Annotated in this window: 37 protein-coding genes; 2 read left to right on the top strand and 35 right to left on the bottom strand. The window is 64.5% G+C overall.

Going from position 1 to position 24201, the window contains the following annotated elements:
• Positions 1 to 229: 229 nt before the first annotated feature.
• The 4 genes from AC1DW9_RS29635 to crcB form a co-directional block, all read right to left on the bottom strand.
• Positions 230 to 910, bottom strand: coding sequence for an HAD-IA family hydrolase (locus AC1DW9_RS29635; RefSeq protein ID WP_476776867.1), 681 nt, complete (start codon positions 908 to 910; stop codon positions 230 to 232).
• A 55-nt stretch (positions 911 to 965) separates the two neighbouring features.
• Positions 966 to 1454 (bottom strand): hypothetical protein, encoded by a 489-nt coding sequence (locus AC1DW9_RS29630; RefSeq protein WP_441508486.1) that lies wholly within the window; start codon positions 1452 to 1454, stop codon positions 966 to 968.
• A 91-nt stretch (positions 1455 to 1545) separates the two neighbouring features.
• Complete coding sequence (locus tag AC1DW9_RS29625) at positions 1546 to 2814, bottom strand: RluA family pseudouridine synthase (RefSeq protein ID WP_441493277.1); 1269 nt, start codon at positions 2812 to 2814, stop codon at positions 1546 to 1548.
• On the bottom strand, positions 2811 to 3194 hold the full coding sequence (gene crcB / locus AC1DW9_RS29620; RefSeq protein ID WP_441508487.1) for a fluoride efflux transporter CrcB: 384 nt from the start codon (positions 3192 to 3194) through the stop codon (positions 2811 to 2813). The genes AC1DW9_RS29625 and crcB overlap by 4 nt, the downstream gene beginning before the upstream one ends.
• A 159-nt stretch (positions 3195 to 3353) precedes the next feature.
• Here crcB and AC1DW9_RS29615 point away from each other — a divergent pair, with 159 nt between their 5' ends.
• Positions 3354 to 4667, top strand: coding sequence for a hypothetical protein (locus AC1DW9_RS29615; protein WP_441508488.1), 1314 nt, complete (start codon positions 3354 to 3356; stop codon positions 4665 to 4667).
• A gap of 99 nt (positions 4668 to 4766) precedes the next feature.
• Here the strand turns inward: AC1DW9_RS29615 and AC1DW9_RS29610 are convergent, their stop codons facing one another.
• Positions 4767 to 6074: a replication-associated recombination protein A gene (locus AC1DW9_RS29610; protein WP_441493280.1), complete on the bottom strand. Its 1308-nt coding sequence runs from the start codon at positions 6072 to 6074 to the stop codon at positions 4767 to 4769.
• Positions 6071 to 7447 (bottom strand): DegQ family serine endoprotease, encoded by a 1377-nt coding sequence (locus AC1DW9_RS29605; RefSeq protein ID WP_441508490.1) that lies wholly within the window; start codon positions 7445 to 7447, stop codon positions 6071 to 6073. The genes AC1DW9_RS29610 and AC1DW9_RS29605 overlap by 4 nt, the downstream gene beginning before the upstream one ends.
• Positions 7448 to 7659: 212 nt before the next feature.
• Between AC1DW9_RS29605 and AC1DW9_RS29600 the strand changes: the two genes are divergently transcribed.
• Positions 7660 to 8079, top strand: a complete 420-nt coding sequence (locus AC1DW9_RS29600) for a BLUF domain-containing protein (RefSeq protein WP_441493282.1) — start codon at positions 7660 to 7662, stop codon at positions 8077 to 8079.
• 9 nt (positions 8080 to 8088) lie between these two features.
• On the opposite strand, the gene AC1DW9_RS29595 is transcribed toward AC1DW9_RS29600, so the two are convergent.
• The 29 genes from AC1DW9_RS29595 to AC1DW9_RS29455 all read right to left on the bottom strand — a co-directional run.
• On the bottom strand, positions 8089 to 9060 hold the full coding sequence (locus AC1DW9_RS29595; RefSeq protein ID WP_441493283.1) for a tripartite tricarboxylate transporter substrate-binding protein: 972 nt from the start codon (positions 9058 to 9060) through the stop codon (positions 8089 to 8091).
• Between the two features lie 396 nt (positions 9061 to 9456).
• On the bottom strand, positions 9457 to 9873 hold the full coding sequence (gene rplQ / locus AC1DW9_RS29590) for a 50S ribosomal protein L17 (RefSeq protein ID WP_113517762.1): 417 nt from the start codon (positions 9871 to 9873) through the stop codon (positions 9457 to 9459).
• A gap of 112 nt (positions 9874 to 9985) precedes the next feature.
• Positions 9986 to 11002 carry a DNA-directed RNA polymerase subunit alpha gene (locus AC1DW9_RS29585; protein ID WP_043237077.1) on the bottom strand — a complete coding sequence of 339 codons (1017 nt, stop codon included), beginning with the start codon at positions 11000 to 11002 and terminating at the stop codon, positions 9986 to 9988.
• A gap of 90 nt (positions 11003 to 11092) precedes the next feature.
• Positions 11093 to 11482 (bottom strand): 30S ribosomal protein S11, encoded by a 390-nt coding sequence (rpsK, locus tag AC1DW9_RS29580; RefSeq protein ID WP_043237079.1) that lies wholly within the window; start codon positions 11480 to 11482, stop codon positions 11093 to 11095.
• A gap of 118 nt (positions 11483 to 11600) precedes the next feature.
• Positions 11601 to 11969, bottom strand: coding sequence for a 30S ribosomal protein S13 (gene rpsM / locus AC1DW9_RS29575; protein ID WP_043237082.1), 369 nt, complete (start codon positions 11967 to 11969; stop codon positions 11601 to 11603).
• 484 nt (positions 11970 to 12453) lie between these two features.
• Positions 12454 to 13035: an adenylate kinase gene (locus AC1DW9_RS29570; RefSeq protein ID WP_441508489.1), complete on the bottom strand. Its 582-nt coding sequence runs from the start codon at positions 13033 to 13035 to the stop codon at positions 12454 to 12456.
• The gene (gene secY / locus AC1DW9_RS29565; protein WP_069880173.1) at positions 13035 to 14372 is read right to left on the bottom strand and encodes a preprotein translocase subunit SecY; all 1338 of its coding nucleotides are present in this window, start codon (positions 14370 to 14372) and stop codon (positions 13035 to 13037) included. The genes AC1DW9_RS29570 and secY overlap by 1 nt, the downstream gene beginning before the upstream one ends.
• A gap of 98 nt (positions 14373 to 14470) precedes the next feature.
• Positions 14471 to 14950, bottom strand: coding sequence for a 50S ribosomal protein L15 (gene rplO / locus AC1DW9_RS29560; protein WP_069880172.1), 480 nt, complete (start codon positions 14948 to 14950; stop codon positions 14471 to 14473).
• A gap of 13 nt (positions 14951 to 14963) precedes the next feature.
• Positions 14964 to 15158 carry a 50S ribosomal protein L30 gene (gene rpmD, locus AC1DW9_RS29555; RefSeq protein ID WP_069882649.1) on the bottom strand — a complete coding sequence of 65 codons (195 nt, stop codon included), beginning with the start codon at positions 15156 to 15158 and terminating at the stop codon, positions 14964 to 14966.
• A gap of 10 nt (positions 15159 to 15168) precedes the next feature.
• Complete coding sequence (gene rpsE / locus AC1DW9_RS29550; protein ID WP_113517766.1) at positions 15169 to 15732, bottom strand: 30S ribosomal protein S5; 564 nt, start codon at positions 15730 to 15732, stop codon at positions 15169 to 15171.
• A 68-nt stretch (positions 15733 to 15800) separates the two neighbouring features.
• Positions 15801 to 16163, bottom strand: coding sequence for a 50S ribosomal protein L18 (rplR, locus tag AC1DW9_RS29545; protein ID WP_441493285.1), 363 nt, complete (start codon positions 16161 to 16163; stop codon positions 15801 to 15803).
• 11 nt (positions 16164 to 16174) lie between these two features.
• Entirely contained in the window at positions 16175 to 16708 is a 534-nt protein-coding gene (gene rplF / locus AC1DW9_RS29540) for a 50S ribosomal protein L6 (RefSeq protein WP_043237092.1), read from the bottom strand.
• 30 nt (positions 16709 to 16738) lie between these two features.
• Entirely contained in the window at positions 16739 to 17137 is a 399-nt protein-coding gene (gene rpsH / locus AC1DW9_RS29535) for a 30S ribosomal protein S8 (protein ID WP_043237093.1), read from the bottom strand.
• A gap of 12 nt (positions 17138 to 17149) precedes the next feature.
• On the bottom strand, positions 17150 to 17455 hold the full coding sequence (gene rpsN / locus AC1DW9_RS29530) for a 30S ribosomal protein S14 (RefSeq protein WP_043237095.1): 306 nt from the start codon (positions 17453 to 17455) through the stop codon (positions 17150 to 17152).
• A gap of 36 nt (positions 17456 to 17491) precedes the next feature.
• A complete protein-coding gene (gene rplE / locus AC1DW9_RS29525) occupies positions 17492 to 18058 on the bottom strand; it encodes a 50S ribosomal protein L5 (protein ID WP_043237096.1) in 567 nt (188 codons plus the stop codon).
• Positions 18051 to 18368: a 50S ribosomal protein L24 gene (gene rplX / locus AC1DW9_RS29520; RefSeq protein WP_043237098.1), complete on the bottom strand. Its 318-nt coding sequence runs from the start codon at positions 18366 to 18368 to the stop codon at positions 18051 to 18053. The genes rplE and rplX overlap by 8 nt, the downstream gene beginning before the upstream one ends.
• A complete protein-coding gene (gene rplN / locus AC1DW9_RS29515; RefSeq protein ID WP_043237099.1) occupies positions 18368 to 18736 on the bottom strand; it encodes a 50S ribosomal protein L14 in 369 nt (122 codons plus the stop codon). The genes rplX and rplN overlap by 1 nt, the downstream gene beginning before the upstream one ends.
• 109 nt (positions 18737 to 18845) lie before the next feature.
• Positions 18846 to 19088, bottom strand: a complete 243-nt coding sequence (rpsQ, locus tag AC1DW9_RS29510) for a 30S ribosomal protein S17 (RefSeq protein ID WP_043237101.1) — start codon at positions 19086 to 19088, stop codon at positions 18846 to 18848.
• A gap of 11 nt (positions 19089 to 19099) precedes the next feature.
• Positions 19100 to 19312, bottom strand: a complete 213-nt coding sequence (gene rpmC, locus AC1DW9_RS29505; protein WP_043237102.1) for a 50S ribosomal protein L29 — start codon at positions 19310 to 19312, stop codon at positions 19100 to 19102.
• Positions 19313 to 19322: 10 nt separating this feature from the next.
• The gene (rplP, locus tag AC1DW9_RS29500; RefSeq protein WP_043237103.1) at positions 19323 to 19736 is read right to left on the bottom strand and encodes a 50S ribosomal protein L16; all 414 of its coding nucleotides are present in this window, start codon (positions 19734 to 19736) and stop codon (positions 19323 to 19325) included.
• 18 nt (positions 19737 to 19754) lie between these two features.
• Complete coding sequence (gene rpsC, locus AC1DW9_RS29495; protein ID WP_043237104.1) at positions 19755 to 20465, bottom strand: 30S ribosomal protein S3; 711 nt, start codon at positions 20463 to 20465, stop codon at positions 19755 to 19757.
• 10 nt (positions 20466 to 20475) lie between these two features.
• The gene (gene rplV, locus AC1DW9_RS29490) at positions 20476 to 20859 is read right to left on the bottom strand and encodes a 50S ribosomal protein L22 (RefSeq protein WP_043237105.1); all 384 of its coding nucleotides are present in this window, start codon (positions 20857 to 20859) and stop codon (positions 20476 to 20478) included.
• A gap of 3 nt (positions 20860 to 20862) precedes the next feature.
• Positions 20863 to 21141, bottom strand: coding sequence for a 30S ribosomal protein S19 (gene rpsS / locus AC1DW9_RS29485; RefSeq protein WP_043237107.1), 279 nt, complete (start codon positions 21139 to 21141; stop codon positions 20863 to 20865).
• Positions 21142 to 21149: 8 nt separating this feature from the next.
• On the bottom strand, positions 21150 to 21992 hold the full coding sequence (gene rplB, locus AC1DW9_RS29480) for a 50S ribosomal protein L2 (RefSeq protein ID WP_069880166.1): 843 nt from the start codon (positions 21990 to 21992) through the stop codon (positions 21150 to 21152).
• Positions 21993 to 22007: 15 nt separating this feature from the next.
• On the bottom strand, positions 22008 to 22319 hold the full coding sequence (locus AC1DW9_RS29475) for a 50S ribosomal protein L23 (protein WP_043237110.1): 312 nt from the start codon (positions 22317 to 22319) through the stop codon (positions 22008 to 22010).
• Positions 22316 to 22936 (bottom strand): 50S ribosomal protein L4, encoded by a 621-nt coding sequence (gene rplD, locus AC1DW9_RS29470; RefSeq protein ID WP_069880165.1) that lies wholly within the window; start codon positions 22934 to 22936, stop codon positions 22316 to 22318. The genes AC1DW9_RS29475 and rplD overlap by 4 nt, the downstream gene beginning before the upstream one ends.
• The gene (gene rplC / locus AC1DW9_RS29465; protein ID WP_113517770.1) at positions 22936 to 23661 is read right to left on the bottom strand and encodes a 50S ribosomal protein L3; all 726 of its coding nucleotides are present in this window, start codon (positions 23659 to 23661) and stop codon (positions 22936 to 22938) included. The genes rplD and rplC overlap by 1 nt, the downstream gene beginning before the upstream one ends.
• Positions 23662 to 23728: 67 nt before the next feature.
• Complete coding sequence (gene rpsJ / locus AC1DW9_RS29460; protein WP_043237115.1) at positions 23729 to 24037, bottom strand: 30S ribosomal protein S10; 309 nt, start codon at positions 24035 to 24037, stop codon at positions 23729 to 23731.
• 69 nt (positions 24038 to 24106) lie between these two features.
• On the bottom strand, positions 24107 to 24201 hold a 95-nt coding region (locus AC1DW9_RS29455), incomplete at its 5' end, for an EF-Tu C-terminal domain-related protein (protein WP_476855260.1).

Genomic DNA, 24201 nt, shown 5'->3' with positions numbered 1-24201 from the left:
CCGCTCGACGGCACGCCGTCCTGCTCGCCGCGATGACGGAACCTCCGCGCGCCTCTCTTACGGACAGGGCGTTTCGGCTGCACAGTTTGCGGCGATTTCCAGTTCGACCGGGACGTCGGCGCGAAGGAGCGAAGCGGGGACATGGATCAGTCTTCGCGCCGATCCGACGGCGCGAAGAGACTGTGGAACCCGATCGGAGCGGAACGTCGCAGTGCCCTCGCCGCCGCCCTCAGGTCGGCTCAGCCACCGCGAGCCCGTCAATGATGCCCGTCAACTCGGCACAATCGGTGAGGACATGGCGCGCGCCGAGCGCCTGCAGGGATGCCACCGGCTGGAAGCCCCAGGAGACGGCTACCGGCGTGACCCTAGCGGCAACCGCCATCTGGATATCGAAGGAACTGTCGCCGACCATCAGGGTACGTTCCGGTCGCGCGCCGGCTTCCCTCATCGCCTGCAGGATCATGTCGGGATGGGGCTTGGACGGTGCATCATCGGCCGTCTGGATCGTCGCCATGTGCTGACGCCAGCCATAGCGCTCGACGATGTAGTCCGCGCCCCGACGGGACTTGCCGGTCGCGATGCCGAGCACCGTATCGGGCCGCGCAACCAGCGCGTCCAGCATAGCGGCAACGCCCGGGAAGAGCGGCTCGGCGAGGCTTGGATCGGTCTCGGCCTGCCGCCGCATGGCGCCGAAGACCTCCCTATAGGTTTCCGTCAGCTGGTCGTCGGGGCGTTCCAGCCCCGCAAGCTGCATCAGCGCAATATCGAGCGTCAGCCCGACGATGCCGAGCCCCGCCTCGCGGCCTGGATAGACCAGGCCGCAACGCTTGAAGGTCTCGACCTGGGCGCCGAGGATGATGGCGGCTGAATCGATCAGCGTGCCGTCGAGATCGAATATGACGAGGTCCATGCAGGCGCTTTACCGTGGATCGCGACTGCGATCCACTGCACCCGGCGCGGCTCCGTCATGAACGGCTCTCGCGGGCGCAGTCCGCGACCGCCTTGCGCAGGTCCTCGCCATCGAGCCCTTTCGCGCGGCTCTCCTTGCGACATTCGGCACGAGCCGCCAGATCGGGCCGCTTCGCCTTGAAACAGGCGGCCAGCGCGTCGCGCCGCGCAGCGCCGGTCAGGCCACCCTCATCGGCCTCCGTCTTGCAGGCGGTACGCGCCGTCACGGCCGTGGGCTTGCCGTCGCGCGTCAGCCCATCGCGGGCATAGAGTTGGACGCCCGGAAACTTTGCCTGCATGCAATCGCGCATGGCCTGGCGCAAATCGTCGCCACTCAGCGCAATATGTTCGGCGACACAATCCTGCCGCGCCTTGGCGCGCTCGACGCGCGGCACAGGCTCATCCGCCGCTGCAGCAGCAGCTTGCGGGGCGGTTGGTGACTGCGCAGCGGCAGATGTGGCAAGCGAAAGGGTCAGGCCGGCAAGAACGAAGGCGAAACGCGTCATGGGAGCACCTGCGTAAGAGTGATGAGAACAAAATTAGAACATATCTGTTTTTGTTCCGCAAGTGTTCTCTTACACAAGGTAACGCCAACTCCTACTCGTCGGGCGCGTCCACGATCGGGTCATAGCGCTCGTCCTCGAAACCGAGCAGATTCCAGGACTGGCGCATATGTGGCGGCAGCGGCGCGCTGACATCGATCGTGCCCTTGCCGCGCGGATGCGGCAGCACGATGCGGCGAGCCAGCAGATGCAGCTTGTTCTGGATGCCGCCCGGCAGCTCCCAGTTCTGAATGTTGAAGTATTTGGGATCACCGACGATCGGGTGGCCGATATGGGCCGCATGTGCACGCAACTGATGGGTGCGGCCGGTCACCGGTTTCAGCGAGAGCCAGCCGAGCTTCTGCGCCGCGGTCTCGACCACGGCGTAATAGGTCACGGCATGCATCGCACCGTCGTCGCCATGTTTGGCGACCGCCATCCGCTGATCGCCATCATAGGCTTCCTCGCGGGCGAGATAGGTCGAGATCCGGCCCTGCCGGACGCGCGGGACGCCGGCAACCAGCGCCCAGTAGACCTTGCGGGCCGAGCGCGAACGAAAGGTCTTTGCCAGCGTCGCCGCCGCAAAGCGCGATTTGGCGATGACGAGGCAGCCGGACGTATCCTTGTCGAGCCGGTGCACGAGGCGCGGCTTCTGGCCGTCCTTGCCGGTCAGGGCATCGAGCATGCCGTCGACATGGCGCGTGGTGCCCGAGCCGCCCTGCACGGCCAGGCCGGCAGGCTTGTTGAGGACCATGACATCGTCATCCTCGTAGAGCGTGATCGAGCGCAGGAACTCGACCGTGTCGGAATCGGCCCTGGCCGACCGCGGACGCTCCGCCTGCTGCTCGAGCTTCAGCGGCGGAATGCGCACAGTCTGGCCGGCCTCGAGCCGGTCCTTGCTGTCGGCGCGCTTGCCGTTGACGCGCAGCTCGCCCTTCCGGACGATCCGCTGGATATGGCTGAAGGACAGCTGCGGAAAGCGTGTCTCAAGGAAGCGATCGATCCGCATCTCGTTCTCGTCCGGCGTCACGACGAGTTGCTGAACGCCGGTGGCAAGCACCTCTGCGGTCACGGCCTTGACCTCGGCCCGCGTCGGTCCGGCTGGGCGCTGTGCCCGTTGCACTGGCGACCTGCCAACCGGTGCGCGGCGCGCGACGTCCTCGCCCTCGCCCGGCCTGGCCTGGCCCGAAGCGCGCGCCGGCCGGCGCGCGTCATGGCTTGGCCGCTTCTTCCCGGCACCGGCCGCGGGAGGCCTGCCGCCGCGACCCGTTTGCCCCTTGCCGCCGGAGCCCTTGCTGCCGGAGCCCTTGCCACCTTGCCTCATGATAGCCCCCGGACGAGTGCGAGCCCACCGACCAGCGCTGCCAGAGACAGCGCGACGGAGCCCAGAACATAAATGGTGGCGAAGCCCAGTTGGCCGCGCTCCCAGAGCAGAACGGCCTCAAGCGAGAAGGCCGAGAAAGTCGTGAATCCACCCAGGACGCCCGTGGTCAGGAAGAGGCGCGCCTGTTGCGACCAGCCCTCGCCCGCCCTGAAGGCGAGCCAGCCGACGATCAGCCCCATGATCCCCGAACCGAGAATATTGATGGCCATTGTGCCATAGGGAAAACCCGTCCCCAGCCATTTCAGTGAGGTGTAGTTGACGCCGTGTCGCAGCGCGCCGCCGATGCCGGCGCCCAGGAAGACGAGAAACGTGGATGTCATCGTCCTGCAATAGCCAGCACACCCGACCTGCACAAACGAAATCCGGTCTCAGGCCCCGACAATCACGGGAGTGCGCCCTCTCACGGCGCAATTGACACACCCGGATCCCGTAACGACAGATGACCACTGACGACAATGCCTTGGAGCCGCCCGCCACCGATGACCGCCGTGACAGGCCGCGCTGAGGAGAAGCCCTGCCTGCATCGCACCTGGGCGATCGCAGCCTCGGCCTTGCTTGCCTTGCCGGCCTTCGCAGCACTGACCGGGGAAGCAGTCGCACTCCCGCCGCCCAAGGGCCTGAAACCCGCCCGCCCCCCGAGCCTTGCGCGCAGTTGCACGATCACGCCGACCGAGCTTGAGCCCCTCTTCGGCGGCAAGGCCGATCCCCGCCGGCAAATGGAGGACGAAAGCAGCGATGACGAGGAAGAGGACGATGACGAGGACAGCATCCCTGGCCTGATCCTGCCCGGCTCCGCCACCTGCCTCTCGGTGTCGGGCACCGTCAGCGCTGGCCTGCAGAATGACAGTGTCCGGGCATCGCGCTCCGTTTCCTTGCCGCAGTCGAGCCTGACATCCTTTCCGACAAGCGCGAGTATTCGCATCGCGACGTCGCATGATCTCGCCTCCGGGCTGCGCGTCGGCAGCGCCTTCTCCTTCACCATGCAGAGCCCGACCGACGATGTCGCAGGACTCACTTTCGACGAGGCGACGGTGTTGGTCGGGCCCTGGATTTTCGGCCTGGACACCTCGCGCTTCAGCTTCTGGACGGGCGACGAGTTCATCTTCAGCACGCGGGTGCCAAGTCGGACCGTCGGACTGTTGGCCCTGGAATTGCCCTTGACGGAGACCTGGATCGCGACACTTGCCATGGAAGATCCCGCGTTGGGCACGACCTCGACCCTGCCGGTTGCGGCCGGCCGCATGCCGGATGGCGTGGCACGGCTCGTCTACCAGTCCGGGCCATGGACGTTGCATGGCGCTTTGGCACTTCGCGACATCTCCGGCCGAAACTCCCGCTTGGGACGCGCCGGAATTCTGGGCGTTACCTATGAGGCCGAGATGCTGGGGCGCCCCGGTAGCATCACGGCCCAGGTCGCAGGCGCGGTCGACGCGGCGCCCTATATCGGCTCGCAACTCGACGCCGCCGTCGTTCGGACGGTGCTCCTCGGCAGCGACCCGACCCGCGGCTTCTCGACCGCCCTTGTGATGCGGCGGGAATGGACCGACGAGATCGCGACCAATTTTTACGTCAGCCGCTACCAGCTATCGGTTCCGCTGATCGACCAGGCCAAAGGCAAGATCAGCATCGACCGCGCCGCCGCCAATCTGGTCTGGACACCGGTCGAGGGTCTCAAGGCCGGGATCGAAGCGTCGGTCGCGCAAGCCCGGATATCCCTGACTGGCCGGCAGGTCGCCGCAGGGCTGGCGGGGCGTCTGATCTCGACTCAAGTCTTCATAGAGCGCGCGTTCTGATGCATCGGCCCGCAAAATGGAGCGCGGTTCTCGGAAAGACCGATGCGGACGCAGAAGGTCGGATGATCGCACCCGATACCTGTCCGATGATCCGATCTTCTACCTGCTGCGCTCCGCCCTGAGCTTTTCCCAGTATTCCAGCCGCTTTCGGATCTCGCGCTCGAAGCCACGCTCGGGTGGATCGTAGAACAGCTGCCGGCCGAGCGCATCCGGCCAGTAGTTCTGGCCGGAGAAAGCATCGGGTGCGTCGTGGTCATAGGCGTAGTCAGCGCCGTAGCCCTCTTCCTTCATCAGCTTCGTCGGCGCGTTCAGAATGGTCTTGGGTGGCATCAGCGAGCCGCCCTCCTTGGCCGCGCGCCGCGCCGCCTTGTAGGCGATATAGGCCGCATTCGATTTCGGCGCCGTCGCCAGATAGATCACCGTGTTGGCGAGCGCGAGCTCGCCCTCGGGGGAGCCCAGTTGTTCATAGGTCTCGGCCGCGGCGCGGGCATGGACGAGCGCCTGCGGGTCGGCGAGCCCGATATCTTCGACCGCCATGCGCACCAGCCGCCGCGCCAGGAAACGCGGATCCTCACCGGCATCGAGCATGCGGGCGAAGTAATAGAGAGCCGCATCCGGATCAGAGCCGCGGATCGTCTTATGCAGTGCCGAGATCAGGTTGTAGTGGCCGTCCTGCGCCTTGTCGTAGATCGGTGCGCGACGCTGGATCACCTCGGCGAGACCGGCCTCGTCGAAGATCTCGTCCGGCTTGGCGGCACGCCAGATTTCCTCGGCCAGCGTCAGTGCCGCCCTCCCGTCGCCATCGGCAAAGCGGGCAACCGCCAGCCGCGCCTCCGGCGTCAACGGCAATTCCTTGTTCTCCAGCACCTCGGCCCGGCCGAGCAGAAAGAGCAGCGCGTTCTCGTCGAGGGATTGGAAGGTGAGCACCCGCGCCCGCGACAGAAGTGCGGCGTTGAGCGCGAAGGACGGATTCTCGGTTGTGGCACCGACCAGCGTGATCGTGCCGTCCTCCATGACTGGCAGGAACGCATCGAGCTGAGTGCGGTTGAAGCGATGGATCTCGTCGACGAAGAGCAGCGTGCCCTTGCCTCCCAGCCGTCGCCCGCGCGCTGCCTCGAACACCTTCTTGAGGTCCGCGATCCCGGAGAAGATCGCGCTGATCTGCTCGAACCCGAGATCGACCGCACCGGCGAGCAGGCGCGCGACCGTCGTCTTCCCGGTGCCCGGCGGCCCCCAGAAGATCAGGCTGCCAATCGAGCCCGAGGCCAGCAGTCGCGTGAGCGCGCCATCCGGCCCCGTCAGGTGCCCCTGCCCGGTGACCTCGGCCAGCGTCGTCGGCCGCAAACGGTCGGCAAGCGGGCGCGGCCCCGCCTTGTCGAGGCCGGAAGCGGAAAAGAGGTCGCTCACCCCGGGAAGACCGATGTCACGGTCTGTCCGGCACGCGAGATCGTCACCTCCCAGGCGCGCTTGCGCTGACGCAGGGCCGCCTCGACATCGCGCGAGCGCTCCATGCGCTCTCCGTTCAGGGCCAGGATGATGTCGCCCTTCTGGAAACCGACGCGAGCCGCAAGGCTGCCTTCCTCGATGGCACTGACCACGACGCCTTCGGTTCCGGCATCGATCGAAAGCTCCTCGGCAACCGCCGGCGACAGGTTGAGCACCGTCAGCCCCGAAAGCGGCGTGCGGCCCGAAAGCGTCACGGTTTCGCGCGGCCGCGTCTCGGGCGCGGGAACGAGCTTCACCGGAACCACCAGGCGCTTGCCGCCGCGCAGGACGGTCAGAGAGGTCGTACCCCCGATCGGGCGGGTCGCGAAACGATAGCCGAAGGCCTCGGGATCATCGACGGCGACTCCGTCAAGCGCGAGGATGACGTCCGAACGCTTGAGCCCGCCCTCGGCGGCCGGCCCCTTCTCGACCACGCTGGCAACGACCGAGCCGGCCGGGCGGTCGAGCCCAAGCCCGTCGGCGACATCGGCCGTCAGTGCCTGCAGCCTGGCGCCGAACCACGGCCGGCGCACCGAAGCAGCACCCGACTTCGCGCTTTCGACGACGACGCGAACCATCGACGAGGGAATCGCAAAACCGATGCCGTGGCTGCCGCCAGAGCGCGAGAAGATCGCGGTGTTGATGCCGATCAGTCGGCCTTCCATGTCGACCAGCGCGCCGCCGGAGTTGCCGGGATTGATCGCCGCATCGGTCTGGATGAACGACTGCGCATCGGCGACACCGACCTGCGTACGAGCCAGCGCCGAAACGATGCCCTGCGTCACGGTCTGCCCGACGCCGAAGGGATTGCCGATCGCCAGCACGATATCGCCGACTTGGAGCTGGTCGGAATCGGCAAGGTCGATCGCGCTCAGATCCTTGGCGCCGTTCAGCTTCAGCACGGCAAGATCGGTGCGTGGATCGCGCAGGACAATCGTGGCTTCCACCTCGCGCTTGTCCGCAAAGGCGACCTTGACCTCGCTCATGCCCTCGATGACGTGGTTATTGGTCACCACGAGCCCGCTCGCATCGACGATCACGCCTGAGCCAAGCGATCGTTGCACGCGTTCGCGCGGGACACCGAACCCGTCATCGCCAAAGAAGCGGCGAAAGAACGGATCGTCCATGAAAGGGTTCTGAGCCCGACGCTCGACACGGGCGCCATAGACATTCACGACCGACCCGGCCGTCTTCTGCACGATCGGCGCAAAGGAAAGCTGAACCTGCTGACGGGTTTCCGGAACCTGCCGCGCCTGCGCAAGCAATGGCAGCGGCGCAAGACTCGCAATGAGCATCAAGGCGGTCGGCAAGGCAGTTCTTCCGAAACGGACCGGCATGATCCCGCGCTTCATTCCTGTCTCCACGCTGAAGCAAAACACCGCTCGCGGCGTTCCAAGTCTTCCAATACGAACCATTCCCGGGAAATCTCTTCGCCCGCGACGCCACTGGCGCCATCCGGATCATCGAACGGGTCAGTCGAGCAAAGATCCGCGAAGGAGCTGGTCCCTTGAGTCTGATACGTCTTGTTTATGCCAGCCGGAGTCGCCTCGTCGAGGCCAATCGCAGTGAGGAGGTTGGCAGGATGATCGCCAGCGCCCAGCGGCTGAACGTACAGAACGAGGTGACGGGATTTCTCCTGGTGACGCCCGGGGCCTTCGCGCAGGTGCTCGAAGGCGAGGCGCATAATGTCGCGGAGACATATGGCCGGATCGTGGTCGATCCACGCCATACCGGGATCCGCCTGCTGGCCGAAGAGCAGATTGCGGCCCGGAGCTTCCAGAACTGGTCGATGGGCCTCGCCGAACATGACGAGACCACGCACTTCATCTTCGGTCTCTACGGTGTCACGCCAGAGGCCGATCTCCAGGTCCAGCCTGCCGACGTGCTGCTGGATCTCGCTGGCGAGCTTGCCCGCCAGCGAGCATAGGGCCAAGCCTCACTTGTCCTGAAGCAGGATCTTGTACTTTTCGATCTCGCCCGGAACCATCGCGCCGACATGGGCAGGCGTGAGTTCGTTCTCGGCTGGCAGCACGGACGAAAGCTCCTTGAATCGAGCTTGCAGGTTCGGGCTCGCAAGCGCGGTCCGCAAAGCCTGATTCAGCTTGGTGACGATCGGTTCAGGCAGGCTTTTTGGGCCGAAGAGCGCATTCCAGCCCTGGGCCTCGAAAGCCGGCAGCCCGGCCTCCCTGGAGGTTGGCACATCCGGAAGGCTGTCGAGCCGGCTCGGTGTCGCGACCACGAGCGCCTTGACCTTGGCTCCCTGCACCGCGCCCGAGAGCGAGGTTGCAGCATCGCAGACGCCGTCGATCTGCCCGCCCATCAGGTCGTTCAAAGCCGGTCCTGCGCCCCGATAACTGACGAGCGCAACCTCGACACCAGCCGCCTTGATGAAGTTCCGGCAGATCAGATAATTCGACGAGCCGACACCAGCATGCCCGAGACTGACCTTGCCGGGGTTCTTCTTGGCATAGTCGACGAACTCCATCAGGTTCTTGGCCGGAAAATCGAGCTTGAGCGCGATCATCGGCGATGTCTTGGCGACGAGGCCGATCGGCGCGAAATCGGCCTGGGTGTATTTCAGATCCGGATAGATCGAATAGGACGCAGCATTGGTTCCGCTATTGCCGATGACGATAGTGTAGCCATCGGGATCGGCCTTGGCGGCGCGCGTCAGCGCCGTCGCGCCCCCCGCCCCTGCCATGTTCTCCATGACGATGCGCTGGCCGAGCACCCGCCCCATCTCGTCGCCGACCAGCCGTGCGATCACGTCGGAGGAGCCCCCGGCTGCGAATGGCACGATCATGGTGATCGGCTTGTTGGGATAGCCGTCCTGCGCCAGGGCGGGAGCCGCCAGCGCCAACATCGCCGTCAGCGCCAGCCGCCGCGTGGTCAATAGTCTTGAAATCATCAGTCTCTCCCTCCGGGGCCGCCTCTTGCGGGCGGTTTTCGCTGGGAAGCTTGACCATTGCGCTTTGTGGCGCACAAGCGGCGTTTCGAGCAATAATCTTCGGCATCAGTTGCCGATCCAGCGCCTACTGACGCGAAACGCGATGCCCCGCCTGTCACCGCGAACGAAGCTCTGGGCCTCCCGCGCTTGATGGCCGTCCGCTCCGGGCCGGTCGATGTCATCCGCGCCCCGCGCGAGCCTTCATTTCCACCACCAATGGCGGTCGAGAGCCCCGTCGGACTGTGTCCATACGTCATCGCAGAGGCCGACATCCGGGTCGCGCGCCTCCCCGGCCCCTTCGCAAAAGAAAAGGCGGCCTTGCGGCCGCTCTTCAAATCTCCGGGGAAGCAGCCTTGCTCAGGCGGCTTCGTCGTCAGCCGTGAAGACCGGGCCGGAATCCTTGCCCTTGGCATCGACATCGCGATCGACGAACTCGATCACGGCGAGCGGGGCGTTGTCGCCGAAGCGGAAGCCGGCCTTCATGATGCGCAGATAGCCGCCATTGCGCTCCTTGTAGCGCGGGCCGAGGACCGCGAAGAGCTTGCCGACGAGTGCGACATCCTTGATCTGGGCGATCGCCTGACGGCGGGCGTGCAGGTCGCCGCGCTTGGCGAGGGTCACCAGCTTCTCGACGACCGGACGCAGGTCCTTGGCCTTCGGCAGCGTGGTGGTGATCTGCTCATGCTTGATCAGGGCCTGGGACATGTTGGCGAACATCGCCTTGCGATGCTCAACCGAGCGGTTGAAACGACGACCGCGGAAACCGTGACGCATTTGGCTCTCCTGTGATTACGGCCGCCGTGCCACGGTACGGCCGTTCATTATGCTCCGGCGCTCACGCACCGTGCGGGAAACAGGCGCGGAGGCAAGCTCCGCGCCGGCGGGATCAGTAATGCTCTTCGAAGCGCTTCGCCAGCTCTTCGATGTTCTCCGGCGGCCAGCCGGTCACGTCCATGCCGAGATGGAGGCCCATGGTCGCGAGCACTTCCTTGATCTCGTTCAGCGACTTGCGGCCGAAGTTCGGGGTACGAAGCATCTCGCCCTCCGACTTCTGGATCAGGTCGCCGATATAGACGATGTTGTCGTTCTTCAGGCAGTTCGCCGAACGCACCGAAAGCTCGAGCTCGTCGACCTTCTTGAGCAGCGCCGGGTTGAAGGGCAGCTGCGGCGCGGTCGAGACGGCCTCTTCCTTGCGCGGCTCCTCGAAGGTGATGAAGACGGCAAGCTGGTCCTGCAGGATGCGGGCGGCGAGCGCCAGCGCGTCCTCGGGAGTGACCGAGCCGTTGGTCTCGATCTGCAGGGTCAGCATGTCGCGGTCGAGATTCTGGCCCTCACGGGTGTTCTCAACGCGATAGGAGACCTTCTTGACCGGCGAATAGAGGCTGTCGACCGGGATCAGGCCGATCGGTGCATCCTCGGGACGGTTCTGCTCGGACGGGACATAGCCCTTGCCGGTATTGACCGTGAACTCCATGCGGATCTCGGCACCCTCGTCCAGCGTGCAGAGCACGAGCTCGGGGTTGAGGATCGACACATCGCCGACGGTGTTGATGTCACCGGCGGTGACGGTGCCCGGGCCCGACTTGCGCAGGGTCATACGCTTGGGGCCCTCGCCCTGCATCTTGACGGCGATCGCCTTGATGTTGAGGACGATGTCGGTGACGTCCTCGCGAACGCCGGGAATCGACGAGAACTCATGCAGCACGCCGTCGATCTGGACGGCGGTGACCGCAGCGCCCTGAAGCGAGGAGAGCAGCACGCGCCGCAGCGCGTTGCCGAGCGTCATGCCGAAGCCGCGCTCGAGCGGACGAGCGATCACGGTAGCATGGCGCTTGGGGTCGTCTCCGACCTTGATTTCGAGCTTGTTCGGCTTGGACAAATCCTGCCAGTTCTTGCTGATCACGACCGCACTCCTGGTGCTTCATCTCTCGGCGGCGACGGGCCGCCCCGTACCGGCGCCCGCCAGTGCGAGCGCCGCAATCCAATCCGGGCGTCAGACGCGACGGCGCTTGCGCGGCCGGCAGCCATTGTGCGGGATCGGCGTCACGTCGCGGATCGAGGTCACGGTGAAGCCGGCGGCCTGGAGGGCGCGCAGAGCCGATTCACGCCCCGAACCCGGGCCCGTCACCTCGACTTCGAGGGTGCGCATGCCGTGCTCGGCAGCCTTGCGGGCCGCATCCTCGGCCGCGACCTGGGCGGCATAGGGGGTCGACTTGCGCGAACCCTTGAAGCCCATGGTGCCGGCGGACGACCACGAGATCGTGTTGCCCTGGGCGTCGGTGATGGTGATCATGGTGTTGTTGAACGAGGCGTTCACATGCGCGACGCCAGAAACGATGTTCTTGCGTTCACGACGACGAACGCGCTGGGCTTCCTTGGCCATGGTCTCTTTCTTTCATCCTTCGAGCGCGCCCGTCATGCCAGGCGCTGGGGATGTCGCCTGCCCTTGAACGGGTCAGGCGACGCATAGACAGCGGGCCGGATGACCGGCCCGCCGAAACTCACTTCTTCTTGCCGGCGATCGGCTTGGCCTTGCCCTTGCGGGTGCGCGCATTGGTATGCGTGCGCTGGCCACGGACCGGCAGCGAGCGACGATGACGCAGACCGCGATAGCAGCCGAGATCCATCAGGCGCTTGATGTTCATCGAGACTTCACGACGCAGGTCGCCCTCGACAAGGTAGTCGCGGTCGATCGTCTCACGGATCTGAAGCACCTCCGCGTCGGTCAGCTGGTTGACGCGACGCTCGTCGGCGATGCCGACCTTCTGGCAGATTTCCTTGGCCTTCTGGGCACCGATGCCGTGGATATACTGCAAACCGATGACGACGCGCTTGCCGGTCGGAATGTTAACGCCCGCGATACGAGCCATGGTCTCTTCTCCATTGTCGGCCGAGGCGCCCGATGGCTGCCCGGCAGTGAAAACCTACCCGCGTCCGGTGGAGGCCGGCCCCTGCGAGCGTTGAATCGGCTCCATGCGAGAACGCGACGTCGCCCCTCCTCGCGAAGGTAACGGCATCGCCACATGCAACCGGATGAGGGTCGTTAGTCGGTCGAAGCTCTTGAGTCAACCCGCCGAACTCAGGAATCATGCCAGCTTCCTCGAAGCTGCTCTTACTCGGCCGGCAGGCGGCGTTACGGCTCAGCCCAGCTCAAGCGGACTGCGCCCCGCCCGACCGAAATCGATTCGGCACCTGCCGCAAGCGCGTTCCGGGCTTCGTTGAGCGGGGCGGCATACGCCCTCTTCGAAACAGAAATCCCCGGCGCGACGAGAACCGTCTCCGCCGGGGCTGATATCGCTGACGACAGCAAGGTCAGAAGTACGAGCCCGATGCCGAACCCGTGCCCGCGCATTGCTAAGCGCCGAGTGCCTTGCAGATCGCACCCGTCACCTCGTCGATCGGCTTCATGCCGTCGATCGCAGTGAGCTGGCCACGCTTCGCATAATAGGGCGAAACCACAGCGGTATCGCGGTTATAGGCTTCGAGCCGGGTCTTGAAGACCACCGGATCGTCATCCTTGCGCACCGGTTGCCCGGCCGCCTTCGCCTCTTCGGCACGACGGATGATCCGGTCGACGAGCTTGTCCTGATCGACCGTGAGCTCCAGGACCGCGTCGAGCTTCAGCCCCTTCTGCGCCAGCATGGCGTCGAGCGCCTCGGCCTGGGCCAGCGTGCGCGGAAAGCCGTCGAGGATGAAGCCCCGCTTCGCGTCCGGCTCTTCGATGCGATCGGCAACGATCCCGATGACGATATCGTCCGAGACCAGTCCGCCGGCATCCATCACCGCCTTGGCCTTGAGCCCCACCGGCGTCCCGGCCGCAACCGCGGCCCGGAGCATGTCGCCGGTCGAGAGCTGCGGAATGCCATGCTTCTCGACGATACGGGTTGCCTGAGTACCCTTGCCCGCCCCCGGCGGCCCCAGGAAGATCAATCGCATCAGCGCCTCGCCCCTCGCAACTTCGCCTTCTTGACCAGCCCCTCATACTGGTGGGCCAGCAGATGCCCGTGAACCTGCGCCACGGTATCCATGGTTGTCGTCACCACGATGAGCAGCGAGGTGCCGCCCAGGAGGATGATCGGAATCTGGGCATACGTGATCATGAACTCGGGGATAAGGCAGACAATAGTCAGATAGCCTGCGCCGAGAACGGTGATCCGGGTCAGCACGCGGTCGATATGCTCGGCGGTGCGCTCGCCCGGGCGGATGCCCGGCATGAAGCCGCCATGCTTCTTCAGATTGTCCGCCGTCTCGACCGGATTGAACACGATGGCGGTGTAGAAGAAGCAGAAGAAGATGATCAGCGCGGCGTAGAGGATCATGAACAGCGGCCGGCCATGCGCCAGATAGGTCGCCACCGTCGACAGCATGCCGGTGCCGCCCGAGGCCTGCGAGAAGCTGGCGATCGTCGTCGGCAGCAGCAGCAGCGAGGAGGCGAAGATCGGCGGGATGACGCCCGACGTGTTGAGCTTCAGCGGCAGGAACGAGGTCTGGCCCTCGTACATGCGGTTGCCGACCTGGCGCTTGGGATAGTTGATCAGCAGGCGGCGCTGGGCCCGCTCCATGAACACGCAGAAGGCGATGACGCAGATGGCCATGACCAGGATCAGCAGCAGCAGGCCGGTCGAAATCGCGCCCTGACGGCCAAGCTCGAGGGTCTGGGCGAGCTGCGACGGGAATTCCGCGATGATGCCCGAGAAGATGATCATCGAGGTGCCGTTGCCGATGCCGCGGCTGGTGATCTGTTCACCGAGCCAGAGCAGGAACATCGTACCGCCGACCAGCGTGATCGTCGTCGAGAGCAGGAAGAACGGGCCGGGTTCGAGCACCAGATTGCCGGACCCCTGCAGGCCGACACCGATGCCGTAGGCCTGGAACACGGCCAGCACGAGGGTCAGGTAGCGGGTGTACTGGTTGAGGACCTTGCGGCCCTGCTCGCCTTCCTTCTTCAGCGCCTCGAAGGTCGGCACCACGCTCGACAGGAGCTGGATGATGATCGAGGCCGATATATAGGGCATGATCGCGAGCGCAAAGATCGCCAGTCGCCCGACGGCACCGCCCGAAAACATGTTGAACAGGCCGAGCACGCCGGTCTGCGACTGTTTGAACAGGTCGGCAACGGCGTCGGGGTTCATGCCCGGCAGCGGGATATAGGTACCGAGCCGGTAGACGATGAGCGCCCCCAGCGTGAACCAGATCCGCTTCTTGAGCTCGTCCGCCTTCGCGAGCGCGCCGAAATTCAGGTTTGCCGCAAGCTGTTCAGCCGCCGATGCCATGCGTCCGGTCCTTGATCGGAATAAACGTCAAACAGTCGAACGGCGGCCTAGGCTTCTGGCCTGGCCGCCGTTCGCAATCGCTCATGTAAGCGTCGCTGTCACGCCTGTGAAGCAGCAGCCGCCAGGATCTTGACCGAGCCGCCAGCCTTTTCGATGGCCTCGACCGCCGACTTCGACGCGCCTGCCACTTCGAAGGCAAGCTTCGTCTTCAGTTCGCCGACGCCGAGGATCTTGACGCCGTCGGGGGCCGCCTTCGAGATCACGCCAGCCGCAACCAGCGCCTCGATGGTGACGACGCCCTTGCCGTCGAGCTTGCCGGCCTCGACCGCCTGCTGGATCCGACCGAGATTGACCTCGTTCAGTTCCTTGGCGAAGAGGTTGTGGAAGCCGCGCTTCGGCAGGCGACGATAAAGCGGCATCTGACCGCCTTCGAAGCCCTTGACCGCCACGCCGGCACGGGCCTTCTGACCCTTGACGCCGCGTCCACCAGTCTTGCCCTTGCCGGAGCCGATACCACGGCCGACACGGATGCGGGACTTGTGGGCGCCTTCGTTGTCACGAATGTCTGTGAGTTTCATCGGACAATCCCCCTCACTTCGCGTCGACGACGCGGACGAGGTGCTTGACCTTCTCGATCATGCCACGGACGGAAGCGGTGTCCTGCAGGGTCGATTGGCGGCGGATCTTGTTCAGGCCGAGACCGATCAGGGTCTGGCGCTGCGAGGCCTCACGGCGGATCGGGCTACCGATCTGCTCGACGACCACGGTCTTTTCAGCTTTTGCCATGGTGCAGCCCTCACGCTTCGGCCGCGGCGTCGGTGCCGGCATCGCGACGACGCGACTGCAGGGCCGAAACCTTCAGGCTGCGGCGCGCGGCGACGCCACGCGGGCTGTCCTCGTTCTTGAGCGCCGAGAAGGTGGCGCGCACGAGGTTGTAGGGGTTCGACGAACCGAGCGACTTCGACACGACATCCTGCATGCCAACCGCCTCGAAGACGGCGCGCATCGGACCACCGGCGATGATGCCGGTACCGGCCGGAGCTGCACGCAGCACGACGCGACCGGCGCCGTGGCGGCCCTGGACGTCGTGATGGAGCGTGCGGCCTTCGCGCAGCGGAATGCGGACCAGCCCGCGCTTGGCGGCTTCAGTCGCCTTGCGGATGGCTTCCGGCACTTCGCGAGCCTTGCCATGGCCGAAGCCGACGCGGCCCTTCTGGTCACCGACGACGACGAGGGCAGCAAAGCCGAAACGACGGCCGCCCTTCACCACCTTGGCGACGCGATTGATGTGGACCAGACGATCCACGAATTCCGAATCGCGCTCTTCGCGATCCTGACGGTCACGAGGTTCTCTCGCCATGTCATCCTCTTACTTGCGCGGACGCTGCCTGATGCAGCGCCGCTCGCTCGAGCATCCCGGATGGGATGTCAGAAGTTCAGTCCGGCCTCGCGGGCCGCATCGGCAAGCGCCTTGACGCGACCATGATACATGTAGGAGCCGCGATCGAAGACCACGTCCTTCACGCCGGCCTTGACCGCACGCTCGGCAACCAACTTGCCGATCGTGGCCGCAGCCTCGACATTCGCGCCCGACTTGATGTCGCCGCGGATGTCCTTGTCCAGGCTCGAGGCCGACGCGAGGGTGATGCCCTTCGCGTCGTCGATGACCTGGGCATAGATCTGCTTGCCGGTGCGATGCACCGACAGGCGAGCGCGGCCATTGGCGACCGCCTTGATGGCGCGACGGACACGGGCCCGGCGGCGCGCAGTGTTTTCTGTCTGCTTGCTCATGGCTCGCGTCCTTACTTCTTCTTCCCTTCCTTGCGGAAGATGAATTCGCCGGCGTACTTGACGCCCTTGCCCTTGTAGGGCTCGGGACCGCGATAGTCGCGGATCTCAGCGGCGGTCTGGCCGACCACCTGCTTGTCGATGCCGGTGATGACGATTTCAGTCGGCTTCGGCGTGACGATCGCGACCCCGGCCGGGATCGCATAGTCGATGTCGTGGCTGTAGCCGAGCGACAGCTTGAGCACCTTGCCGGTGACGGCGGCCTTGTAGCCGACGCCGTTGATCTCAAGCTTCTTCTCGAAGCCGTTGGTGACGCCCGTCACCAGATTGGCGACGCGAGCCCGGGACGTGCCCCAGAGCGAGCGCGCACGCTTGCTCTGCGAGCGCGGCTGAACGGCGATGGCGCCGTTCTCGAGCGCAACCGAGACATCATCGGGCACGGAGAAGGAGAGTTCCCCCTTCGAGCCCTTGATGCTCACGAGCTGGCCGGACACGTTGGCGGTTACGCCAGCGGGAACCGGAACAGGCTTTTTACCGATACGAGACATTGGATTTCTCCTGATGAGCGGCGCAGAAGGTCAGAAGACCTTGCAAAGCACTTCGCCGCCCACGTTCTGCTCGCGGGCAAGATGATCGGGCATCACGCCCTTCGGCGTGGAGACGATGGTCACGCCGAGGCCGTCGGCCACGCGCGGCATCGTGTCCACCGAAGAGTAGACGCGGCGGCCGGGCTTCGAGACCCGAGAGATGGCACGGATGACCGGCTGCCCCTCATGGTACTTCAGCTCGATGTCGAACTCGGTCCGGCCATTGCCGAACTCGGTCGTGGAATAGCCGCGGATGTAACCCTCGGCCTGAAGCACGTCGAGCACGCGGGCACGAAGCTTCGAGCCCGGGGTGGTCACGCGCGACTTGCGCCGCATCTGCGCATTGCGGATGCGGGTCAGCATATCGCCAAGCGGATCAATGATCGCCATGATGCGTCCTCCTCACCAGCTCGACTTGACGAGGCCGGGAACCAGCCCCTTGTTGCCGAGCTCGCGCAGAGCAACGCGCGACATCTTCAGCTTGCGATACACGGCGCGCGGACGGCCGGTCACTTCGCAGCGGTTGCGCACCCGGTTTGCAGCCGAGTTGCGCGGCAGTTCAGCCAGCTTGAGGCGAGCAAGGAAGCGCTCGTCCATGGACTGGCTCTCGTCATTCGCGATCGCGAGAAGACGCGCCCGCTTGCCCGCGTACTTCTTCACGAGCTGCCTGCGGTGTTCGTTCTTCTCGACGGAGCTTTTCTTAGCCATCGATCTCTCCTGGTTTCCGCGTATGAGCGGTAAGGCTCACTGCCGGAACGGGAAGTTGAAGTGCTTGAGCAGAGCGCGCGCTTCGTCGTCCGACTTCGCAGTCGTGCAGACGATCACGTCCATGCCCCAGACCTGGTCGACCTTGTCGTAGTTGATCTCAGGGAACACGATGTGCTCCTTGATGCCGAGCGCGAAATTGCCGCGCCCGTCGAACGACTTCGGGTTGAGACCACGGAAGTCGCGCACGCGCGGCAAGGCGATGGTGACGAGCCGGTCGACGAACTCGAACATCTTGGTCTTGCGCAGCGTGACCTTGCAGCCAACCGCCATGTTCTCGCGCAGCTTGAAGCCGGCGATGGCGAGGCGGGACTTGGTGATGACCGGCCTCTGACCGGCGATCATGGCGAGGTCGCCAGCTGCACTGTCGACCTTTTTACGGTCGGCAGTCGCTTCGCCCACGCCCATGTTGATGACGACCTTCTCGATCGTCGGGACTTCCATCACGTTCTTGTAGCCGAACTCGGCGATCATCGCCGGACGAACGACGTCCTCGTAATGCTTCTTCATGCGCGGCGTGAGAGCCGCCTGCTGATTCTCAGCCATCGATCAGATCTCCCGAACGCTTGGCGAAACGCACCTTGCGGCCGTCATCGAGCACCTTGAAACCGACGCGGGTCGGCTTGCCGTCCTTGGGATCGGCGACGGCCAGGTTCGACAGATCGATCGTGGCCTCCTTGCTGATGATGCCACCCTCGGACTGTGCCGAGGCCTTGGTGTGCTTCTTCACGAGGTTGACGCCACGCACCACGGCGCGGGCATCCTTCGGCAGCACCTGGAGCACTTCGCCGGCCTTGCCCTTGTCACGGCCGGCCAACACGACGACCTTGTCGCCCTTCTTGATCTTCGCAGCCATTACAGCACCTCTGGCGCAAGCGAGATGATCTTCATGTGGTTCTTGGCGCGAAGTTCGCGCGGAACCGGTCCGAAGATACGGGTGCCCACCGGCTCCTTCTGGTTGTTGATCAGCACGGCCGCATTGCGGTCGAAACGGATCACCGAACCATCGGCGCGCTTCACGTCCTTAGCGGTCCGAACGACGACCGCCTTCATGACGTCGCCCTTCTTCACGCGGCCGCGGGGAATGGCTTCCTTGATCGAAACGACGATAATATCACCGACACCGGCGTATTTCCGCTTCGACCCGCCGAGAACCTTGATGCACATCACACGACGGGCGCCGGAGTTATCCGCGACCTCGAGATTCGTCTGCACCTGGATCATGGCCTTGATCCTTCCAAACTGTATCAGCGCGGTTTCCGGGCGCGGCGTCAGCGCCGACCCGGACTACGACTGACGGGGGTCGATCGCCCCCTGGCCTCAATAAAGTGACTTACGCCTTAGGAGCGTTGTCGAGCACAACCCAGCTTTTCAGCTTGGAAATGGGCTTGGATTCCTCAATCCAGACCGAATCCCCAACCTTGAACGTCTGCGCCTCATCGTGGGCGTGATAGTTCTTGGTCCGGCGAACAGTCTTCTTGAGGAGCGGGTGCGTATAACGCCGCTCGACCTTCACCACAACAGTTTTGTTCTGCTTGTCGCTAACGACGACGCCCTGCAGCACGCGCTTCGGCATTGTCCTACTCCTCAGGCGCTCGCCGCAACGGTCTTCGACCGCTGCAGCGTCTTGATGCGAGCGATATCCTTGCGCACCTCAGTCACCCGAGCGGTATTCTCGAGCTGGCCGGTAGCGCGTTGGAAACGCAGGTTAAACTGCTCCTTCTTCAGCTTCAGGAGTTCGTCCTGGAGCTGGTCGACACTCATCACCTTGAGATCGGACAGGCGTTGCGTAGCTTTCATGTCGCCCTCCTTACTCGGCGATGCGCTGGATGAAGCGGGTCTTGATCGGCAGCTTGGCGGCGCCGAGACGAAGCGCCTCGCGCGCCGTCTCCTCTTCCACCCCGTCGATCTCGAACATGATTCGCCCAGGCTTGACCTTGGCTGCCCAGAATTCAGGGGCGCCCTTGCCCTTGCCCATGCGGACTTCGGTCGGCTTCTTCGAAACTGGCACGTCCGGGAAGATCCGGATCCAGACGCGGCCAGCACGCTTCATGGCGCGAGTGATCGCACGACGGGCAGCTTCGATCTGACGGGCCGTGACGCGCTCAGGCATCAGGGCCTTCAGGCCGAACTGGCCGAAATTGAGGTCCGTGCCGCCCTTGGCAACGCCTGAGATGCGTCCCTTGAACTGCTTGCGGAACTTGGTTCGCTTTGGTTGCAACATGGCTCTTCTCGATCAGCCTTACGCAGCCTGCTCGCGACGATCGCGACCGCCGGAGCGACCACCTTCGTCAGAGAGACGCTTGTCCTGGGCCATCGGGTCGTGTTCGAGGATCTCGCCCTTGAAGATCCAGACCTTGATGCCGCACGTGCCGTAGGTGGTGAAGGCGGTGCCGACACCGTAATCCACATCGGCGCGCAGCGTGTGCAGCGGCACGCGGCCTTCGCGGTACCATTCCAGGCGCGCGATTTCCGCGCCGCCGAGACGACCCGAGCAGTTGATGCGGATGCCCTCGGCGCCCAGACGCATGGCCGACTGAACGGCCCGCTTCATGGCGCGACGGAACGCGACGCGACGCTCGAGCTGCTGAGCGATGGAGTCGGCCACCAGGGTGGCGTCGATCTCGGGCTTGCGGACCTCGACGATGTTGATCGTCACATCGGCCTTGGTCAGCTTCGAGACTTCCTTGCGCAGCTTCTCGATATCGGCGCCCTTCTTGCCGATCACCACGCCCGGACGAGCCGAGTGGATGGTGACGCGGCACTTCTTGTGCGGGCGCTCGATGATGATCTTGGAGACCGCCGCCTGCTTCAGCAGCTTCATCAGCGCGGCGCGGATCTTCATGTCTTCGTGCAGCAGCTGACCGTACTCACCCTTCTGCGCGAACCAGCGCGAGTCCCAGGTGCGGTTGATGCCGAGGCGAAGGCCGATCGGATTGATTTTCTGACCCATCGTTCTCTCCTCAGGCCTTGGCCGCCTGGACTTCGCGCACCACGATCGTGATGTTCGCGAAGGGCTTCATGATCCGGGCTCCACGGCCGCGGGCGCGGGCATGGAAGCGCTTCATGACCAGGGCCTTGCCGACGAAAGCCTGCGCAACGACGAGATCGTCGACGTCGAGATCATGATTGTTCTCGGCGTTGGCGATGGCGCTCTGCAGACACTTGCGAACGTCGAGCGAGATCCGCTTACGCGAGAACTCGAGATCGGCGAGCGCGGTCGAGACCTTCTTGCCACGGATGAGCTGAGCGACGAGGTTCAGCTTCTGCGGGCTGACGCGAAGGTTGCGGGCAACCGCAACGGCTTCGTTCTCCGGCAGCGCACGGGGGGCGGATGGCTTACCCATGGCTTACTTCCTCTTCGCCTTCTTGTCGGCAGCGTGGCCGTGGAAGGTGCGCGTCGGCGAGAACTCGCCGAACTTGTGGCCCACCATTTCCTCGGACACGTTCACCGGCACATGCTTGTGACCGTTGTAGACGCCGAACGTCAGACCGACGAACTGCGGAAGGATCGTGGAGCGGCGGCTCCAGATCTTGATCACCTCGGCCCGGCTCGCCGAACGGGCGACCTCGGCCTTTTTCAGAAGGTATCCGTCGACAAACGGACCTTTCCAAATCGAACGCGCCATGACGGACCTCAGTTCTTCTTCTTGCGGGCGTGACGGCTCGACACGATGAACGTATCGGTCCGCTTATTCGAGCGGGTCTTCTTGCCCTTGGTCGGCAGTCCCCACGGCGTGACCGGGTGACGACCGCCCGAGGTACGACCCTCACCACCACCATGCGGGTGGTCGACCGGGTTCATCGAGACGCCGCGGTTATGCGGACGACGGCCGAGCCAGCGCGAGCGACCGGCCTTGCCCATGTTGGTGTTCATGTGGTCGGGGTTCGAAACCGCGCCCACCGTAGCATAGCACAGGCCGCTGATCAGGCGCTGTTCGCCCGAGTTCAGGCGGACGATGACATAGCCCTGGTCGCGACCGACGATCTGGGCGTAGTTGCCTGCAGACCGCGCCAGCGCCCCACCCTTGCCGATCTTGAGCTCGACATTGTGGACGATGGTGCCGATCGGCATCGCGCCCATCGGCGAAGCATTGCCGGGCTTGATGTCGACCTGGTCGCCGGAGATCACGCTGTCGCCGACCGCCAGGCGCTGCGGCGCCAGGATGTAGGCCTGCTCGCCATCAGCGTACTTGAGCAGCGCGATGAAGGCGGTGCGGTTCGGATCATACTCGATCCGCTCCACGGTCGCCGCCACGCCCGGCTTGCCGCGACGCTTGAAGTCGACGATCCGGTAGCTCTGCTTATGTCCACCGCCACGGAAACGAACCGTGATGCGGCCGAGATTGTTGCGCCCACCCTTCGAGGACTTACCCTCGGTGAGAGCCTTGACCGGCTTGCCCTTGTAGAGCTCGCTGCGGTCGACGATCACGAGCTGGCGAAGGCTCGGCGTGATCGGCTTGAAACTTTTCAAAGCCATGATGACGATCCTTCCTCAGAGGCCCGTGGTCACGTCGATCGAGTGACCTTCTTCGAGGGTCACTACGGCCTTCTTGACGTCCGAACGCTGTCCGAGCCGGCCCCGGAAGACCTTGACCTTGCCTTCGGTGACGAGCGTATTGACGCTCTTCACCTTGACATCGAACAACTTCTCGATAGCCGCCTTGATCTGCGGCTTGGTCGCGGTCTTCGCGACCTTGAAGACGACTTTGTTATGCTCGGAGAGCATGGTCGCCTTTTCGGTGATCACCGGGCCACGAATGACATCGTAGTGGCGCGGATCCAGGTTCTTTGCAGACTGGCTCATTTGAAGCGCGCCTCCAGCGCATCGACAGCCGAGCGCGTCAGCACAAGCTTATCGCGACGCAGGATGTCGTAGACGTTGATGCCCTGAACCGGCAGGACGTCGACGTTCGGGATCGAACGCGCGGCCAGGCCGAAGTTCACATCGATCTCGGCGCCGCCGATCACCAGCGCGCTGGACAGATCCAGCTTGCCGAAGTGACCGAGCAGGACCTTGGTCTTCGGCTCGGCGAGCGTGACGTCGTCGATGATGATCAGGCCGGCGTCCTTGGCCTTGGCCGAGAGCGCATGGCGCAGAGCCAGGGCACGGACCTTCTTCGGCAGATCATGCGCATGATCACGCACGATCGGACCGAAGGCCTTGCCGCCGCCGCGGAACTGCGGAGCCGAAGCTGCACCGTGACGAGCGCCACCGGTGCCCTTCTGCTTGTAGATCTTCTTGCGGGTGCGATCGACTTCCGAACGCCCCTTGGACTTGTGGGTCCCGGCGCGACGCTTGGCGAGCTGGTAGCGCACCATGCGGGCGAGAAGATCGGCGCGCGGCTCAAGACCGAAGATCGAGTCCGAAAGCTCGACCGAGCCGGCATTGCCGCCCTCGAGAGTGGTGATATCGAGCTTCATCACGCGTTCTCCTCAACTGCTTCAGCCGCAGGAGCCTGCGTGGTTTCGCCAGCAACCTTGAACTTGCCAGGAAGCGGCGCATCCTTCGGCAGGGCGCGCTTGACGGCGTCGCGGACGTGGATCCAGCCGCCGGCAACGCCGGGAACGGCGCCCTCGACCAGGATCAGGCCGCGCTCGGCGTCCGTCTGGACGACGCGCAGGTTCTGCGTGGTCACGCGCTCGGCACCGAGATGGCCCGGCATCTTCTTGTTCTTGAAGGTCTTGCCGGGGTCCTGACGACCACCGGTCGAACCGATCGAACGATGCGAGACCGAGACACCGTGCGTGGCCCGCAGACCGCCGAAGTTCCAGCGCTTCATACCGCCGGCAAAACCCTTACCGGTGGTGGTGCCGCTGACATCGACGAACTGGCCGACGACGAAGTGATCGGCAGTCAGCTCGGCGCCGACGGGGATCAACGCATCGTTGCTGACGCGGAACTCCACGACCTGGCGCTTGGGCTCGACCTTGGCCACGGCAAAATGACCGCGCTCAGCCTTCGAGACGTTCTTGACCTTGGCCAAGCCCGACCCGAGCTGAACGGCGACATAGCCGTTCTTCTCGATCGTGCGATGCGCGACAACCTGACAGCTGTCGAGCTTCAGCACGGTGACTGGGATGTGTTCACCGGCATCCGTGAAGATGCGGGTCATCCCGACTTTCTGTGCAATCACACCGGAACGCATCGGTGCATACCTTCTCTTGGGGTCATGTCCATCCGGGGTATCCGGAAACAGAGGACCCGACGATGGATCAGAGCTTGATTTCGACGTCGACGCCGGCGGCGAGATCGAGCTTCATGAGGGCGTCGACCGTCTGGGGGGTCGGATCGACGATGTCCAGGACCCGCTTGTGGGTCCGCATTTCGAACTGCTCGCGCGACTTCTTGTCGATGTGGGGCGAGCGGTTGACCGTGAACTTCTCGATAAGCGTCGGCAGCGGGATGGGCCCGCGAACCTGGGCGCCTGTCCGCTTCGCCGTCGACACGATCTCGCGCGTGGAGGCGTCGAGGATGCGGTGGTCGAACGCCTTGAGGCGGATCCGGATGTTCTGACCGTTCATGGTCTTGTTCTCTCCGTGACGTGAAAAGGCAAAGGCCCTTGGAAGGGCCTTCGCCCTCACGAAAACGCGTTACGCGATGATGCTGGCGACGACGCCGGCGCCGACGGTCCTGCCGCCTTCGCGGATGGCGAAGCGCAGCTTCTCCTCCATCGTCTCCTCCATCG

The organism is Allobosea sp. P4_E12 (genome assembly GCF_056401655.1).
The sequence above is the reverse complement of the archived record's forward strand: the minus strand, read 5'-3'. Positions and strand labels throughout refer to the sequence as shown.

What these genes read in the sequence shown, in the direction of transcription:
- AC1DW9_RS29635 (WP_476776867.1), bottom strand. Translation starts at nt 910, where the DNA reads ATGGACCTCGTCATATTCGATCTCGACGGCACGCTGATCGATTCAGCC.
- AC1DW9_RS29630 (WP_441508486.1), bottom strand. Translation starts at nt 1,454, where the DNA reads ATGACGCGTTTCGCCTTCGTTCTTGCCGGCCTGACCCTTTCGCTTGCC.
- AC1DW9_RS29625 (WP_441493277.1), bottom strand. Translation starts at nt 2,814, where the DNA reads ATGAGGCAAGGTGGCAAGGGCTCCGGCAGCAAGGGCTCCGGCGGCAAG.
- crcB (WP_441508487.1), bottom strand. Translation starts at nt 3,194, where the DNA reads ATGACATCCACGTTTCTCGTCTTCCTGGGCGCCGGCATCGGCGGCGCG.
- AC1DW9_RS29615 (WP_441508488.1), top strand. Translation starts at nt 3,354, where the DNA reads ATGACCGCCGTGACAGGCCGCGCTGAGGAGAAGCCCTGCCTGCATCGC.
- AC1DW9_RS29605 (WP_441508490.1), bottom strand. Translation starts at nt 7,447, where the DNA reads ATGCTCATTGCGAGTCTTGCGCCGCTGCCATTGCTTGCGCAGGCGCGG.
- AC1DW9_RS29595 (WP_441493283.1), bottom strand. Translation starts at nt 9,060, where the DNA reads ATGATTTCAAGACTATTGACCACGCGGCGGCTGGCGCTGACGGCGATG.
- rplQ (WP_113517762.1), bottom strand. Translation starts at nt 9,873, where the DNA reads ATGCGTCACGGTTTCCGCGGTCGTCGTTTCAACCGCTCGGTTGAGCAT.
- rpsK (WP_043237079.1), bottom strand. Translation starts at nt 11,482, where the DNA reads ATGGCCAAGGAAGCCCAGCGCGTTCGTCGTCGTGAACGCAAGAACATC.
- rpsM (WP_043237082.1), bottom strand. Translation starts at nt 11,969, where the DNA reads ATGGCTCGTATCGCGGGCGTTAACATTCCGACCGGCAAGCGCGTCGTC.
- AC1DW9_RS29570 (WP_441508489.1), bottom strand. Translation starts at nt 13,035, where the DNA reads ATGCGATTGATCTTCCTGGGGCCGCCGGGGGCGGGCAAGGGTACTCAG.
- secY (WP_069880173.1), bottom strand. Translation starts at nt 14,372, where the DNA reads ATGGCATCGGCGGCTGAACAGCTTGCGGCAAACCTGAATTTCGGCGCG.
- rplO (WP_069880172.1), bottom strand. Translation starts at nt 14,950, where the DNA reads ATGAAACTCACAGACATTCGTGACAACGAAGGCGCCCACAAGTCCCGC.
- rpmD (WP_069882649.1), bottom strand. Translation starts at nt 15,158, where the DNA reads ATGGCAAAAGCTGAAAAGACCGTGGTCGTCGAGCAGATCGGTAGCCCG.
- rpsE (WP_113517766.1), bottom strand. Translation starts at nt 15,732, where the DNA reads ATGGCGAGAGAACCTCGTGACCGTCAGGATCGCGAAGAGCGCGATTCG.
- rplR (WP_441493285.1), bottom strand. Translation starts at nt 16,163, where the DNA reads ATGAGCAAGCAGACAGAAAACACTGCGCGCCGCCGGGCCCGTGTCCGT.
- rplF (WP_043237092.1), bottom strand. Translation starts at nt 16,708, where the DNA reads ATGTCTCGTATCGGTAAAAAGCCTGTTCCGGTTCCCGCTGGCGTAACC.
- rpsH (WP_043237093.1), bottom strand. Translation starts at nt 17,137, where the DNA reads ATGGCGATCATTGATCCGCTTGGCGATATGCTGACCCGCATCCGCAAT.
- rpsN (WP_043237095.1), bottom strand. Translation starts at nt 17,455, where the DNA reads ATGGCTAAGAAAAGCTCCGTCGAGAAGAACGAACACCGCAGGCAGCTC.
- rplE (WP_043237096.1), bottom strand. Translation starts at nt 18,058, where the DNA reads ATGGCTGAGAATCAGCAGGCGGCTCTCACGCCGCGCATGAAGAAGCAT.
- rplX (WP_043237098.1), bottom strand. Translation starts at nt 18,368, where the DNA reads ATGGCTGCGAAGATCAAGAAGGGCGACAAGGTCGTCGTGTTGGCCGGC.
- rplN (WP_043237099.1), bottom strand. Translation starts at nt 18,736, where the DNA reads ATGATCCAGGTGCAGACGAATCTCGAGGTCGCGGATAACTCCGGCGCC.
- rpsQ (WP_043237101.1), bottom strand. Translation starts at nt 19,088, where the DNA reads ATGCCGAAGCGCGTGCTGCAGGGCGTCGTCGTTAGCGACAAGCAGAAC.
- rpmC (WP_043237102.1), bottom strand. Translation starts at nt 19,312, where the DNA reads ATGAAAGCTACGCAACGCCTGTCCGATCTCAAGGTGATGAGTGTCGAC.
- rplP (WP_043237103.1), bottom strand. Translation starts at nt 19,736, where the DNA reads ATGTTGCAACCAAAGCGAACCAAGTTCCGCAAGCAGTTCAAGGGACGC.
- rpsC (WP_043237104.1), bottom strand. Translation starts at nt 20,465, where the DNA reads ATGGGTCAGAAAATCAATCCGATCGGCCTTCGCCTCGGCATCAACCGC.
- rplV (WP_043237105.1), bottom strand. Translation starts at nt 20,859, where the DNA reads ATGGGTAAGCCATCCGCCCCCCGTGCGCTGCCGGAGAACGAAGCCGTT.
- rpsS (WP_043237107.1), bottom strand. Translation starts at nt 21,141, where the DNA reads ATGGCGCGTTCGATTTGGAAAGGTCCGTTTGTCGACGGATACCTTCTG.
- rplB (WP_069880166.1), bottom strand. Translation starts at nt 21,992, where the DNA reads ATGGCTTTGAAAAGTTTCAAGCCGATCACGCCGAGCCTTCGCCAGCTC.
- AC1DW9_RS29475 (WP_043237110.1), bottom strand. Translation starts at nt 22,319, where the DNA reads ATGAGCCAGTCTGCAAAGAACCTGGATCCGCGCCACTACGATGTCATT.
- rplD (WP_069880165.1), bottom strand. Translation starts at nt 22,936, where the DNA reads ATGAAGCTCGATATCACCACTCTCGAGGGCGGCAATGCCGGCTCGGTC.
- rplC (WP_113517770.1), bottom strand. Translation starts at nt 23,661, where the DNA reads ATGCGTTCCGGTGTGATTGCACAGAAAGTCGGGATGACCCGCATCTTC.
- rpsJ (WP_043237115.1), bottom strand. Translation starts at nt 24,037, where the DNA reads ATGAACGGTCAGAACATCCGGATCCGCCTCAAGGCGTTCGACCACCGC.